Raw genomic sequence first — 15184 nt, forward strand, 5'->3', positions numbered from 1 at the left:
TTAGTCAAACTCCAGTTCCACCTGCTCCGAGCCGATAAGGCCCCGCAGATCGTTAAGTAAACGATCGCTCGGAGAGACGCGCCATGTTGCGCCGAAACGCAACCGCGCGCGTGCATCCGCCCTCTGATAGTAGAGGTGCACTGGAATGGTTCCCGAACGGTGGGGTTCCAGAGACTGACGGAGTCGGTTTAAAAGCTGGTCATCAATTTGCCTGTCCGTCAGCGAGATAGCAAGCCCGCGAGCATATTTTTCCCGGGCTTCGTCAATGTCCATGACTTCACGGGCGGTCATTTTAAGCCCCCCGCTAAAGTCATCAAAGCTGACCTGTCCGCTGACGATAAGTATGCGGTCTTTTTCCAGCAACTGCTGATATTTATCCAGCGCGTCGGTGAATAACATCACTTCCAGCCGCCCGGAACGGTCATCCAGGGTACAGATGCCGATACGATTGCCGCGCTTGGTGACCATTACCCGCGCCGCAATCACCAGCCCCGCCGCCGTGGTGACTTTCCCACGTTCGGTCGGATGCATGTCTTTGAGCCTCACGCCGCCGACGTAGCGCTCAATCTCCTTCAGATACTGGTTAATCGGGTGTCCGGTGAGGTATAGCCCCAGGGTCTCCCTTTCACCATCCAGCACCACCTGCTCAGGCCATGGCTGGCAGCTGGCGTAGGATTGCTCAATTTGCTCGGGCTCTTCCGCCAGCACGCCGAACATATCAGCCTGGCCGATGGCCTCGGCTTTCGCGTGCTGGTCAGCGGCTTTCAACGCATCGCCCAGCGAATTCATCAGCGCCGCGCGATGTGGGCCGAGACGATCGAACGCCCCGGACATAATCAGCTTTTCCAGCACCCGACGGTTGAGCTTTTTAATATCGGTTCGCGCGCAGAGGTCGAACAGCTCGCGGAAATAGCCGCCATTGTTGCGCGCCTCAATAATCGCTTCGATCGGTCCTTCGCCGACGCCCTTGATGGCGCCAATGCCGTAGACGATCTCGCCATCGTCGTTGACGTGGAAATGGTACAGGCCGGAGTTAATATCCGGGGGCAGGATTTTTAGCCCCATTCGCCAGCACTCATCCACCAGGCCAACCACTTTCTCGGTGTTGTCCATATCGGCGGTCATCACCGCCGCCATAAACTCGGCCGGGTAGTGCGCCTTAAGCCACAGCGTCTGGTAGGAGACCAACGCGTAGGCGGCGGAGTGCGATTTGTTAAATCCGTAACCGGCGAATTTCTCCACCAGGTCGAAGATTTTCATCGCCAGTTCGCCGTCAATGCCGTTTTTCTTCGCCCCATCCTCAAAGATAGAACGCTGCTTGGCCATCTCCTCCGGCTTTTTCTTACCCATCGCACGACGCAGCATGTCCGCGCCGCCGAGGGTGTATCCGGACAGCACCTGGGCAATCTGCATGACCTGTTCCTGATACAGGATGATGCCGTAGGTTGGCTCCAGCACCGGTTTCAGGCTTTCATGCTGCCACTGCACGTCCGGATAAGAGATCTCCTCGCGGCCATGCTTACGGTCGATAAAGTTATCTACCATCCCCGACTGCAGCGGGCCCGGGCGGAACAGGGCCACCAGCGCGATCATATCTTCGAAGCAGTCCGGCTGCAGGCGCTTAATCAGATCTTTCATGCCGCGCGATTCAAGCTGGAACACCGCAGTGGTTTCCGAGCGCTGCAGCATGTCAAAGCTTTTCTTGTCATCCAGCGGGATAGCGGCGATATCCAGCGGCCCTTCGCCGTTCTTCTCACGGCGCTTGTTAATCATCTCCAGCGCCCAGTTAATGATAGTGAGCGTACGCAAACCGAGGAAGTCGAACTTCACCAGCCCGGCGTATTCCACGTCGTTCTTATCAAACTGGGTGACCGGATGCAGCCCCTGTTCATCGCAATACAGCGGCGCGAAGTCAGTGATTTTAGTCGGAGCGATAACCACCCCACCGGCGTGTTTACCGGCGTTTCGCGTCACCCCTTCCAGCTTACGCGCCATGTCTATAAGCGCTTTAACTTCTTCGTCCGCTTCGTAGATCTCCGGCAGCTGCGGTTCGGCCTCAAAGGCTTTCGCCAGCGTCATGCCCGGATCGGGCGGCACCAGCTTAGAGATACGGTCGACAAAGCCGTACGGGTGACCCAGTACGCGACCCACGTCGCGGATAACCGCTTTCGCCGCCATGGTACCGAAGGTAATGATCTGCGATACCGCATCGCGGCCGTACATGTCCGCCACGTGCTCGATAACCTGGTCGCGTTTCTCCATGCAGAAGTCGACGTCGAAGTCGGGCATCGAGACACGCTCCGGGTTAAGGAAACGTTCGAACAGCAGGTCGAACTCCAGCGGGTCAAGATCGGTTATCTTCAGCGCGTAGGCCACCAGAGAACCGGCGCCGGAACCGCGGCCCGGGCCTACCGGCACGCCGTTATCCTTCGACCACTGGATAAACTCCATCACGATCAGGAAGTAGCCCGGGAAGCCCATCTGGTTGATAACCTGCAGCTCGATGTCCAGACGTTCGTCGTACTCCGGTCGACGCTTTGCGCGCTCTTCCGGATCCGGAAACAGAAACGCCAGACGCTCTTCCAGACCCTCTTTCGATTTCATGACCAGGAAATCTTCGGTGGTCATATCGCCCGTCGGGAACTGCGGCAGGAAATATTCGCCAAGCCGCACGGTGACGTTGCAGCGCTTGGCGATTTCTACGCTGTTTGCCAGCGCTTCCGGGATGTCGGCGAACAGCTCGCACATCTCCTCCTCACTGCGCATATATTGCTGCGGCGAGTAGTTACGCGGCCGTTTCGGATCGTCGAGCGTGAAGCCGTCGTGAATGGCGACGCGGATTTCGTGGGCGTCGAAGTCGCCGGTTTCAAGGAAGCGGACATCGTTGGTCGCCACCACCGGCAGGCCGCGCGCTTCCGCCAGCGCCACGGCGGCATGGAGATAGCTCTCTTCATCCTGACGACCGGTACGGATCAGCTCCAGAAAATAGCGGTCAGGGAAATGCTCTTCATAGAAAGCGACGCACTGTTCCACCAGCGGCATATTGCCGCGGATCAGGCTGACGCCGACGTCACCTTTACGGCCGCCGGAGAGCAGAATCAGCCCTTCCTGATGTTCCACCAGCCAGTCGCGATCGATCCACGGCCCCAGGGCGCCGTAGCCGCGCTGATAGGCACGGGAAATCAGCAGCGTCAGGTTCTGGTAGCCGGTGTTATTCGCCGCCAGCACCGTCAGTTCGGTAAACTCATCGCCGAGCAGGTCGCACTGCACGTGAAAGTCGGCGCCGACGATCGGCTTAATCCCCGCGCCGTGTCCCGTCCCGTAGAACTTCACCAGCCCACACAGGTTAGTGAAATCAGTGATCGCCAGCGCTGGCATGCCAAGCGAGGCCGCCTTCTTCACCAGCGGCCCGGTCTTCGCCAGCCCATCGATCATGGAATAGTCGCTGTGCACCCGCAGGTGTACGAAACGTGGTTCAGCCATCTTAAGATCCCGGTGACTTAGTTGGACGCCAGGCCCAGGGCACGCTTCACCGGGCCAAAACTGCGCCGGTGATGCTCTGTTGCGCCGTGTTCCTGCAGCTTCTGCAGGTGAACAGCGGTGGGATAGCCTTTATGCTGGGCAAATCCGTAGTGGGGAAATGCGAGGTCCAGCGTGGCCATTTCGGCGTCACGAGTGACTTTTGCCAGAATAGACGCTGCGCTGATTTCTGCCACCCGGCTGTCGCCTTTCACCACCGCCTGGGAGGGCATCGGTAGCGACGGACAGCGGTTGCCATCGATCAGGACAAACTCAGGAACAATGCTCAGGCCGGCGACGGCGCGCTGCATCGCCAGCATAGTGGCATGCAGAATATTCAGCTCGTCGATTTCGTGCGGCTCGGCGCGCCCCAGGCTCCAGCACAGCGCTTTCTCTTTAATCTCATCGAACAGCGCCAGACGACGCTTCTCGCTGAGTTTTTTGGAATCATTCAGACCCACAATCGGCTTCGCCGGATCGAGGATCACCGCCGCGGTCACCACCGCGCCAACCAGGGGGCCACGCCCGACCTCATCGACGCCGGCAACCAGATGGGTATGCGGATAGACGAACTCCATCATTGTTTTGCTAACTCCAGTACGGCGTCCGCCGCCTGCTCATCGGCGTTGCAGCGGATCTGCTGATGCAGGGCGCGGAACGTCTCATGCATCTCATGGCTGGTTTTGCCATCGGCCAGCAGCGGCTGCAGAGCGGCTGCCAGCGCCTGGGGCTCGCACTCATCCTGCAGCAGCTCTTTAACCAGTTCGCGACCGGCCAGCAGGTTCGGTAACGAGACGTAGTCGGTTTTTACCAACCGCTTCGCCAGCCAGAAGGTGAACGGCTTCATCCGGTAGCCAACCACCATCGGGCATTTCGCCAGCATACACTCCAGCGCTGCCGTCCCGGAGGCCAGCAGCGCGGCGTCGCTGGCGATCATTGCATCGCGCGCCTGACCGTCCAGCATATGCACGATCATATCCGGCGCCGTCTCAGCTTTAATACGCTCAAACTGCTCCCGCCGTTTAGCATTAACCAGCGGCACCACCACCTGCAGATCGGGATAGGTGGTGCGCAGAAGCTGCGCGGTTTTCAGGAAGTCGGCGCTAAGCATTTCGACTTCCGCGCCGCGGCTGCCGGGTAGCAGAGCGAGGCAGCGCACGCTGTGCGGGATCCCTAACCGGTCGCGCGCAGCGCCTTTGTCAGGATCCAGCGGCATCGCATCCGCCATGGTATGACCGATAAAGCGGCAGGGGACGTTAAATTTGTCATAAAACGCCTTTTCGAAAGGCAGAAAGGCCAGCACCAGATCGGTGGATCTGCCGATTTTGAAAACGCGTTTTTGTCGCCAGGCCCAGACCGACGGGCTGACGTAGTGAATGGTTTTGATGCCCTGCTTTTTCAGATTTCCTTCGAGGGTGATATTAAAGTCAGGGGCGTCGATGCCGACGAAGACATCGGGACGCAGCTCGCCGAAGCGGCGGGTCAAATCGGCGCGAATATGGAGTAAGCGACGCAGGCGACCGAGCACTTCAACAATGCCCATCACCGCCAGCTCTTCCATTTCATACCAGGCTTCGCACCCTTCCGCCTGCATTAGCGGCCCCGCCACGCCGACAAAGCGCGCATTCGGGATGCGTGCTTTAAGCGCGCGGATGAGACCAGCGCCTAGAATATCGCCGGAGGTTTCTCCGGCGACCAGGGCAATCGTCAGGGGACGCTGTTCAGCCATTAACGAATCAAGCCGCGGGTAGAACGAGCGAAGAAATCGACAAACGGCTGAACCTCAGGATGCTGAGCAGCCAGTTCGGCGATTTCCGGCTTGGCTTCTTCCAGCGTTTTGCCGCTGCGGTACAGCAGTTTATACGCGTTGCGGATCGCGGTGATTGCTTCCCGGCTGAAGCCGCGGCGTTTCAGCCCTTCGATGTTAACGCCGAACGGCGTCGCATGGTTGCCCTGGGCAATTACGAACGGCGGAACGTCCTGCGCCACGCCGGAGCAGCCGCCAACCATAACGTGTGAGCCAATGACGCAGAACTGATGCACCGCCGTCATGCCGCCGATAATGACATAATCATCCAGCGAAACATGGCCCGCGAGCGTCGCGTTATTGGCCAGAATGCAGCGATCGCCAAGCGTACAATCGTGCGCCACGTGGGCGTTGATCATCAGCAGGTTATCGTTGCCCACCTTTGTTAATCCACCGCCCTGTACTGTGCCGCGATGAATGGTGACGCTTTCGCGAATGCGGTTGCGATCGCCAATTTCCACCCGGGTCGGTTCGCCAGCATATTTCAGATCCTGGTTAACTTCGCCGATGGAAGCGAACTGATAGATCTCATTGTCACGGCCGATTTTGGTGTGGCCGTTAACGACAACGTGAGACTTCAGCACGGTGCCTTCGCCGATTTCGACGTTAGCGCCAACAATACAAAACGGACCAATGTGGACGTTAGCGCCAATCACGGCGCCTTCTTCTACAATGGCGGTAGGATGAACAAAAGCGGTTTTATCAATCACGTATCAGGCCTCCCGGCTACGCGCACACATCATCGTCGCTTCGCAAACCACTTTACCGTCAACCAGCGCAACGCCTTTGAAACGGGTCAGGCCGCGGCGGGTTTTCTCGAAAGTGACTTCCATAATCATCTGATCGCCTGGTACTACCGGGCGTTTGAAGCGTGCTTCATCGATACCCGCGAAGTAGTACAGCTCGCCTGGTTCCAGTTTTCCGACGCTTTTGAACGCCAGAATCCCGGTGGCTTGCGCCATTGCTTCCAGAATCAGGACGCCCGGCAAAATCGGCTTACCAGGGAAGTGCCCCTGGAAAAACGGCTCGTTTACAGAAACATTTTTTACTGCGCGCAGAAAACGACCTTCTTCAAAATCCAGCACGCGGTCTACCAGCAGGAACGGGTAACGGTGAGGCAGAAGTTCCAGAATCTCTTCAATGTGCAGAGTATGAGTGTCAGTAGTCAAAATACTCTTCCTGTCTAAATGTACTAAAAGGCAATAATAACACGGCCTGCGGCAATCTTTTAGCGAATGCAACAGGCCGGAAATGTCATGTGACCAAATGATGAATTAGTCTTGTTGATTAACCTTGCGCTCAATCGCTTTCAGGCGCTTGCTCATCTCGTCGATATTCATCACCAGCGCAGCGGTTTTACGCCACGCCTTGTTCGGCTGCAGCGGAATACCGGAGGAATATACGCCAGGTTCGCTGATAGGACGCATCACCATCCCCATCCCCGTGACGGTGACCTTATCGCAGATTTCCATATGGCCGTTAATCACGCTGGCGCCGCCAATCATGCAGTAGCGGCCAATTTTCAGGCTGCCCGCCATGATAACGCCGCCAGCGACCGCGGTATTGTCGCCAATCACCACGTTATGCGCAATCTGGCACTGGTTATCAATGATAACCCCGTTGCCAATCACGGTATCGTCCAGCGCACCACGGTCAATCGTGGTGCAGGCGCCAATCTCCACGCGATCGCCAATAATGACGCGACCCAGCTGCGGGATCTTTACCCAGTTACCGCGATCGTTAGCGTAGCCGAAGCCATCCGCGCCAATCACCGTGCTGGACTGAATCAGGCAATTCTCGCCGATCTCAATCTCATGGTAAACGGTCACATTAGCCCACAAACGCGAGCCGGCGCCTATTTTCGTATTTTTCCCAACGAAGCAGCCTGCGCCGATAACTACGTTATCGCCCAGCACTACGCCGGATTCGATAACCGCGTTGGCGCCGATGGCAACGTTGCTACCCAGCTTCGCCGACGGATCGATGACCGCGCTCGGCGCGATATCCTCAGCCGGCTGCGGCGTGGTATCCAGAATTTGAGCCATGCGCGCGTAGGTCAGGTAGGGGTTACGCACTACCAGCGCGGCGCTATGGGCAAAAGGTAAATCATCCTGCGTCATCACAACGGCAGAAGCCTGGCAAGCGGCCAGGTGCTCACGGTACTTAGGGTTGACCATGAAAGTGATTTGGCCCGTTTTCGCGCTCTGCATGGACGCAACGCCGGTGATGACGATATCGCCATCACCGTGTAATTCTGCATCCAACTGCTGCGCGAGATCAGCCAGTCGAATTGAAGGCATTACTTATTTAACCTGTTTCAGCACATCAGCGGTGATGTCTTTTACATCGCTGCTGTTATATGCAACGGCATTCGCGTCAACCACCAGATCGATGCTCTGATCTTTCGCTACGCTCTGTACGGCAGTCTGGATACGGGTAACCAGTTTGCCACGCTCTTCGTTGGAACGACGTGCGCGATCCTGTTCAAACGCCTGCGCTTTCTGGGAGAAGGTCTGGCGCTGTGCCATCACGTCTTTTTCCAGTTTGGTACGATCGGCGCCCGGCTTCATGGACTGCAGACGCTGCATTTTGGACTGCAGGTCGCCTTCCATACGCTGCAGTTCGCTAGCGCGGCCTTTGAACTCGTTTTCCAGCGTGTTGGAAACGCCAGTTTTCTGGGCAACCTGTTGGAACAGGCTGTTCATGTTCACCAGGGCAATTTTATCTGCCGCCTGAGCGGAAGTTACCATTGCCAAACCCAGACCTGCAGCTAATAACCACTTTTTCACAATAAACTCCTTACCATCCCATGAGTACCCAGGGGTACCGTTATTTGCGTGGCGAGGCGATAAACGCGTTATCGCCTACGGTCAGCGCTATACTGCACTTGCATTCCGTTGCCGCCAACAATTACCAGGTTTTACCAATGTTAAACTGGAACTGTTCGGCTTTGTCTCCATCGTACTTTTTGAACGGTTGGGCGTAGGAGAAGACCAACGGCCCCAACGGCGACATCCACTGCACGGCAATACCCGCAGACATACGGATGTTGCTCGGATCGCTGTAATCCGGATATCCAGCGTACGCGCTCGAATCCCAGTGAGTATCCCATACGGTACCCATATCCCAGAAGACGGAAGTCCGGACCGAGTTCGCATATTTGTCACTAATAAACGGCGTCGGGGTAATCAGCTCCAGGCTGGCCACCGCCATGGCGTTACCGCCCACCGCATCATCGGATTTACACGGTGCGGATTCGGTGCTCTTACAGTCGTTGGTATAGCCGCTGTCGCCATCATGACGGCTGCTCGACGGGAAGTACACCGCCTTCGGACCAATGGTGTTCGACTGGAAGCCACGCACGGTGCTGGAACCACCGGCATAGAAGTTCTCATAGAACGGCATCTCTTTGCCGCCGATACCATCGCCATAACCAAAGCGCGTACGACCCAGTACTACCCACTGATGATCGTTGTCGATCGGCACGTAGGTCGCGGTATCCAGCGTCGCTTTGTAGTACTCGTTGTCTGAGCCCGGAATGGTCACCTTACCGTTCAGGTTGACGCGCGAACCTTCCGTTGGGAAGAAGCCGCGGTCAAGCTTGTTATAGGTCCAACCGTAGTTGAAGGTGAAGTCATTCGCACTGAACGAGTTCCGGTCGTTGGTGTTGTCCGGATACTGGCCCATCGAGTTAAGGTAACGCCACATTGCCACCTGCGGCTGCATATTGGACAGGGAGTTATGCACATAACCGACGCCGGCGCGCAGCGTGTTGTATTCGTTGACCGGGAAGCCCAGCGTAATGTCTGTACCATAGCTTTTGTTGGTATAGTCAGACAGATCCGCATCGTTCGCATCAAAGTCATTATAGAAGACACGACCGCCGAGGCTTACACCGTCTACGGTGAAGTACGGGTTGGTCACCGACAGCTCGGTATAGGTCTGGTAGTCGTTTTTGGTACCGTTGATCCCGACAGCATAGCCAGTACCTAACCAGTTATCCTGCTGAACGCCCGCCTGGAAGCTGACGCCGCTCTCGGTGCCGTAGCCGATACCGAAGTTGAAGCTACCGGTGTTACGCTCTTTCACCTTGTAGACAACGTCGACCTGGTCCGGGCTGCCCGGCACGCGCTGGGTATCAGTATCCACCGTTTCAAAGAAACCTAAACGATTGAGACGGTCTTTACCCTGATCGACGAGGTCGCTGCCCAGCCATGCGCCTTCCATCTGGCGCATTTCGCGGCGCAGTACGGCATCTTTAGAGGTGTCGTTGCCTTCGAAGCGAATTTTACGCACGTAATAACGGTTGCCTGCGTCGACGTTAACGTGCAGCTTAACGGTTTTATCGCTGTCGTTGATCTCCGGCTGCGACTGCACGCGCGGATAGGCGTAACCATAACGACCCAACAATTTCTTGATGTCGTTTTCCATCTTGGTCACTTTCGCGCCGTTGTACAGTTCGCCTGGCTCAACTTTAGTCAGCGCTTCGATTTCCGCGGAATGGCCAGCAAGGTTGCCCGTCACCTGCACTCCGGAAAACTTGTACTGATCGCCTTCGGTGATGTTGACGGTGATGTAGATCCCTTTCTTATCCGGAGTCAGGCTGACCTGGGTAGAATCGATGTTGAAACGGGCATAGCCGCGATCCAGGTAGTAGCTGCGCAGGGTTTCAAGGTCGCCCGCTAGCTTCTGCTTCTGGTATTTACGGTCGCCGACCACGTTCCACCACGGCACCTCATCGCGCAGCTGGAAGTGGGAGATCAGCTCATCGGTCGAAAACGCATGGTTGCCGACGATGTTGATCTGTTGAATTTTTGCGGAGACGCCTTCCTGGAAGACCAGCTTCAAATCGACACGGTTACGCGGCAGCGGCGTAACGACTGCTTTGACGCTGGCGCTGTATTTACCGACGCTGTAGTAGAAGTCTTCAAGACCCTTCTCGATATCCGCGATGGTCGTGCGGTCAAGCGACTCGCCCACCCGAACGCCTGAGGCCTCAAGGTTCTGCTTGAGCATGTCATCTTTCACCGACTTGTTGCCGGAGAAGGTGATGCTGGCGATCGTCGGACGCTCTTTCACCTGCACCAGCAGGGTATCACCATCGCGCAGGACGCGGACGTCCTCGAAGTTGCCAGTGGCAAACAGCGCGCGAATAGTGTTACTGATATCATCGTCGGTCACCGTATCGCCAGGACGCACTGGCATACTGAGGAGGGCCGCACCAACAGCGACACGCTGCAAGCCTTCGAAATGAATGTCCTTCACCACGAACCCTTCAGCACCGTATACAGTCGCGCTGCTAAACAGCAGCGACGCTATGAGCAACTTTTTCATCGCCATCGTTATTATGCGTTCTTCCTAACAAACTCTCTTATAACCGAGAGAAATCATTGAAAAGTGCAAGCCCCATTAACAGCACCAGCAGTATTGAGCCAATGCGATAACTAAAGTCTTGAACTCGCTCGGATACCGGCCCGCCCTTCAGCTTTTCAATCGCTAAAAACAGCAGATGTCCCCCATCCAGTACGGGTAGAGGGAACAGGTTGATGATTCCGAGGTTCACGCTAATCAGCGCCAGGAACATCAGATAATAAATCAACCCAAACTCCGCTGACATTCCAGCCCCCTGAGCGATAGAGATCGGCCCACTGAGGTTGTTCAGTTTGACATCACCGGTTATCAATTTACCCAGCATCCTGACCGTCAGCGACATCAGCTGCCAGGTTTTATCCGTGGCTTCAGCGATGGCGGCAAACGGTCCGTACTGACGTACTGTCTTGTATTCTTCAGGCAGCGGGATGACCTTTGGCACCACCCCTGCGAACCCTTCCGCCTTACCTTTCACCGTTTTCGCATCCGGCGTCAGGGTTAACGGCAGCGCACTCCCCTGCCGTTCAATCTCCAGCGCCAGCGCTTTGCCCGGATTATCGCGCACCAGATTAACAAACGTCATCCACTGCGTTAACGGTTGACCATCGACTTTAACGATCCGGTCGCCCGCTTGCAAACCCGCTTTCTGGGCTGCCGATCCCGCCTGAACCTCAGCCAGCACCGTATCAATCTGCGCGCTGCGCGGCTGGATCCCCAGCGAGGTCACGGGATCTTGCTTGTCTGGCTCAAACGACCAGTGCCGCAGATCGACGATTTTATCCTGGCGCTGATTGGTCCCGAAAGGGGCGACGGTAACTATTGTTTGCGGGTTGCCGATTTTGGCCACCAGCTGCAGACGCACCGCATCCCAATCAGGCGTTTCGATACCATCTATCGCTTTAAGTTCCGTTCCTTTTGCAATTTGTGCTTGCGCGGCAACCGAATTGGGTGTTATTTCACCCACCACCGGCCGCACGCCGGGAACGCCGATGATAAAGACCAGCCAGTAAGCAAAGATAGCGAAAATGAAGTTAGCGATGGGGCCGGCGGCAATCACCGCCGCACGCTGACCGACGGTTTTATTGTTGAAGGCATAGTGACGCATCTCCGGCGCCACCGCTTCAACACGCTCATCCAGCATCTTGACGTAGCCGCCCAGTGGGATCAGGGCGATGACGAACTCTGTGCCCTGCTTATCCATCCGCCGCCACAGCGCTTTGCCGAAGCCGATAGAAAAACGCTCAACCCGGATACCGCAGCGGCGCGCCACCCAAAAATGGCCAAACTCATGCACCGTAATCAGTACGCCAAGCGCAATGATAAAAGCCGCCAGATTCCAGAGCACGCTCAGCATATAACCTTCCGTCAAATCGTCCTGAAGACCAACAGTAGCAGACAGGCGAAGACCGGTACCGCCGCCGTCAGGCTGTCGATACGATCGAGAATACCACCATGTCCGGGAATCAAGTGCCCGCTATCCTTAATGCCGGCCTCGCGCTTAAACATACTTTCCGTCAGGTCGCCCAGCACCGAAGCCAGGGCCGCCACCACCGAACAAACCAGCAGCACCGTCGGCGTGACGTCAAGATGGGCCCACACGCCGTAGGCCCAGGAAATCACTGCCGCGGTCAGCAAACCGCCAAAAAAGCCCTGCCAGGTTTTACCCGGTGAGACCTTCGGCGCCAGCTTGTGCTTGCCAAACATTTTACCAAACATATAGGCGCCAGAGTCCGCGCCCCACACCAGGATCATGACGTACAGCAGCCACAGCGCGCCGCTATAGTGGTTATCGGCATAGTGCCAGGCGCGCAGCGCCAGCATGCCCCAGAAAAACGGGACGATGGTCAGAATGCCGAAGATGAGGCGCAGCACCTTAGAGTGGCGCCAGAATGCCGCCGACGCCGGGTATGAGAGCACCAGCAGTAACGCGACGATCCACCAGGCAAAAGAGGCCCATAGCGACCCTTCAACCATCGGTTGATGAACGTCATAGTGGTATTCAGGCAGCAGAAAAAGCATCGCCGCCAGCAGAAGGCCGCACAGCACCGCCAGCCAAACCCGCTGCGACGTCGAGGTAAAACCGCTCAGTTGTCCCCACTCCCAGGCGGCGAGCATACAGACCACCAGGGTGACGATAGCAAAGCCCATCGGCGGCAATAAAAACAATGCCGCAATGACGATGGGGATTAAGACGAAAGCAGATATCAGGCGATACTTCAGCAAAAGTGACCCCCATCAGGCATGACTGCCACCCGGCTCAGTGCCGCCGAAACGACGCTCTCGATTAACAAAGGCATGGAGTGCACCTTCAAAGTCCTGTTCAGCAAAATCGGGCCAAAGAACATCCGTAAAGTAAAGTTCGGCATAGGCAATTTGCCAAATCAGAAAGTTACTTATTCGGTGCTCTCCCCCGGTCCTAATAACTAAATCAACGGGAGCCAGTTCATGCATGCAGACCTGCTGACTCAGCATGTCTTCCGTGATCTGCTCAGGCAGCAGCGTCCCGTCCTGTACCTGTTTCGCCAGCAAACGAACGCCCTGGGTAATATCCCAGCGACCGCCGTAATTGGCTGCAATATTCAGCGTTAAGCCGGTATTGTTTGCGGTTAGCGCTTCCGCTTTGCGGATCCGCTCCTGCAGGCGCGCATTGAAGCGCGTGGTGTCGCCAATAATCCGCAGACGCACATTGTGTCGGTGCAGGCTTTTGACTTCGCTATCCAGCGCCCAGACGAACAGTTCCATCAGCGCACTGACTTCCTGAGCCGGACGGTTCCAGTTTTCGCTGCTGAACGCGTATAACGTTAACGCCTCAATCCCATTATTCGCCGCGAAGGAGACCGCGCGACGCACGGATTTCGCACCGGCCTTATGCCCGAAAGCGCGAATTTTACCTTGCCGTTTCGCCCAACGGCCGTTGCCATCCATAATAATGGCGACATGACGGCAGCCATGGGTGGGCGATATTTCGCTGACAGTTTGATTAGCAGACAACATCACGCGTTTTAAGTCCATAATAAGGATTAACTAGCCACCAAACAGAGGCCACCGGGCCGCGCTGGATACGCATTTTTATCCGGTGCCGGGGCTGCAGCCAATCGCAGAGAACAACCAAAAGCTTTACGCAAAAAAGCCGTGTTTTGTCACGGCCACCGTAATCTTTAACAACAAAATGCAACGATCGGGTGGCGCAGACTATATCACCGAAGCCTTGCGCCCACAAATATCACCGCGTTACGCCTGCGCAACCAACCGCTGCAGCTGCTGGTGAGCGATTGCGCGCGCCTCGGCGTCGATAACCAGAACATCATCAATGCTTTGCGGCTCCTGCAGGTCCATCTTATCCAGCACCGCCAGGTTAACCGCCGCAATATCGGTAAAGCGGATATCGCCATGCAGAAACGCGGCAACCGACTCTTCATTAGCCGCATTCAGCGTCGTGGTCGCGGCCTGGCCGACGTCAAACGCGTCCATCGCCAGCTTCAGGCACGGATATCGCGTATAGTCCGGCGCGGAGAAGCTCAGATTGCTCAACTGACAGAAGTCCAGCGGTTTAACGCCGGAATTCAGTCGCTGCGGCCAGCCCATGGTATGGGCGATCGGCGTGCGCATATCCGGCTCCCCAAGCTGGGCCAGCACGCTGCCATCCTGATAGCGAACCATCGAGTGGATCACCGACTGCGGATGGATCAGCACTTCCATCTGCTGGGCCGAGGCGTTAAACAGCCAGCGCGCTTCAATATATTCCAGGCCTTTGTTCATCATCGTGGCCGAATCGACGGAGATCTTGCGCCCCATCGACCAGTTGGGATGACGGCAGGCCTGATCCGGGGTCATCGCCGCCAGTTCAGCCACGGCCGTCTCGCGGAAAGGCCCACCGGAGCCGGTCAGCAGGATTGACGAGACGCCATTCCGGGCAAGATCAGCGTATCCCAGATGCTGCTGAATTGTCTCCGGCATACTCTGAAAAATAGCGTTATGCTCGCTATCGACCGGTAGCAATCGCGCCCCCGACTGTTGCACCGCCTCCATGAATAAGCGACCGCAGGTCACCAGCGATTCTTTATTCGCTAACAATACCGTTTTCCCGGCGCGGATCGCCGCCAGCGTCGGCACCAGTCCCGCCGCGCCGACGATTGCCGCCATGACCTGATCGACCTCATCCAGCGCCGCGACCTCTGCCGCCGCCTGCTGGCCGCTCAGCACCTCGGTGCGACTGCCATGCTCATGCAGACGGGTGCGCAACCGCTCAGCGCTTTGCGCATCGTCCATCACCGCGTAACGGGGGGTAAATTCCAGGCATTGTTCAACCATACGGTCAACGTTTTTCCCCGCGACCAGCGCGGCGACGGAAAAGCGACCAGGGTTATGGCGCACCACGTCCAGCGTGCTACAGCCAATGGAGCCGGTCGAACCGAGAACGGTTAATTGCTTCATGAGACGTCCAGAAGAGTGGAAACAGAATAAAAAGCAAAACGCCGCCAGCAAGCC

At 56.8% G+C, this 15184-nt stretch carries 12 protein-coding genes; all 12 read right to left on the reverse strand.

Annotation, left to right across the window (positions count from 1 at the left end; all coding sequences use genetic code 11):
- Nucleotides 1-3483, reverse strand: a complete 3483-nt coding sequence (dnaE, locus tag RRF55_RS09650) for a DNA polymerase III subunit alpha (RefSeq protein WP_032438743.1) — start codon at nucleotides 3481-3483, stop codon at nucleotides 1-3.
- 17 nt (nucleotides 3484-3500) lie between these two features.
- Nucleotides 3501-4100: a ribonuclease HII gene (gene rnhB, locus RRF55_RS09655; RefSeq protein ID WP_002889376.1), complete on the reverse strand. Its 600-nt coding sequence runs from the start codon at nucleotides 4098-4100 to the stop codon at nucleotides 3501-3503.
- Nucleotides 4097-5248 (reverse strand): lipid-A-disaccharide synthase, encoded by a 1152-nt coding sequence (lpxB, locus tag RRF55_RS09660; RefSeq protein WP_004177355.1) that lies wholly within the window; start codon nucleotides 5246-5248, stop codon nucleotides 4097-4099. Before lpxB ends, rnhB begins: the two co-directional genes overlap by 4 nt.
- Nucleotides 5248-6036, reverse strand: a complete 789-nt coding sequence (gene lpxA, locus RRF55_RS09665; protein WP_004178647.1) for an acyl-ACP--UDP-N-acetylglucosamine O-acyltransferase — start codon at nucleotides 6034-6036, stop codon at nucleotides 5248-5250. Before lpxA ends, lpxB begins: the two co-directional genes overlap by 1 nt.
- Nucleotides 6037-6039: 3 nt before the next feature.
- Complete coding sequence (gene fabZ, locus RRF55_RS09670) at nucleotides 6040-6495, reverse strand: 3-hydroxyacyl-ACP dehydratase FabZ (protein ID WP_004145858.1); 456 nt, start codon at nucleotides 6493-6495, stop codon at nucleotides 6040-6042.
- A 105-nt stretch (nucleotides 6496-6600) separates the two neighbouring features.
- Nucleotides 6601-7626: a UDP-3-O-(3-hydroxymyristoyl)glucosamine N-acyltransferase gene (lpxD, locus tag RRF55_RS09675; protein ID WP_004147159.1), complete on the reverse strand. Its 1026-nt coding sequence runs from the start codon at nucleotides 7624-7626 to the stop codon at nucleotides 6601-6603.
- Between the two features lie 3 nt (nucleotides 7627-7629).
- A complete protein-coding gene (skp, locus tag RRF55_RS09680) occupies nucleotides 7630-8115 on the reverse strand; it encodes a molecular chaperone Skp (protein ID WP_002889325.1) in 486 nt (161 codons plus the stop codon).
- Between the two features lie 121 nt (nucleotides 8116-8236).
- Complete coding sequence (gene bamA, locus RRF55_RS09685) at nucleotides 8237-10666, reverse strand: outer membrane protein assembly factor BamA (RefSeq protein ID WP_004177357.1); 2430 nt, start codon at nucleotides 10664-10666, stop codon at nucleotides 8237-8239.
- 31 nt (nucleotides 10667-10697) lie between these two features.
- Nucleotides 10698-12050, reverse strand: a complete 1353-nt coding sequence (rseP, locus tag RRF55_RS09690) for a sigma E protease regulator RseP (RefSeq protein ID WP_004177358.1) — start codon at nucleotides 12048-12050, stop codon at nucleotides 10698-10700.
- A gap of 11 nt (nucleotides 12051-12061) precedes the next feature.
- Complete coding sequence (gene cdsA / locus RRF55_RS09695; RefSeq protein ID WP_002889318.1) at nucleotides 12062-12919, reverse strand: phosphatidate cytidylyltransferase; 858 nt, start codon at nucleotides 12917-12919, stop codon at nucleotides 12062-12064.
- Nucleotides 12920-12931: 12 nt separating this feature from the next.
- Nucleotides 12932-13690, reverse strand: a complete 759-nt coding sequence (gene ispU, locus RRF55_RS09700; RefSeq protein ID WP_002889316.1) for a (2E,6E)-farnesyl-diphosphate-specific ditrans,polycis-undecaprenyl-diphosphate synthase — start codon at nucleotides 13688-13690, stop codon at nucleotides 12932-12934.
- Between the two features lie 237 nt (nucleotides 13691-13927).
- Nucleotides 13928-15130: a 1-deoxy-D-xylulose-5-phosphate reductoisomerase gene (ispC, locus tag RRF55_RS09705; protein WP_002889310.1), complete on the reverse strand. Its 1203-nt coding sequence runs from the start codon at nucleotides 15128-15130 to the stop codon at nucleotides 13928-13930.
- Nucleotides 15131-15184 lie beyond the last annotated feature (54 nt).

Source organism: Klebsiella sp. K47 (assembly GCF_051858335.1).
In the GTDB taxonomy this organism is placed as follows: domain Bacteria; phylum Pseudomonadota; class Gammaproteobacteria; order Enterobacterales; family Enterobacteriaceae; genus Klebsiella; species Klebsiella pneumoniae.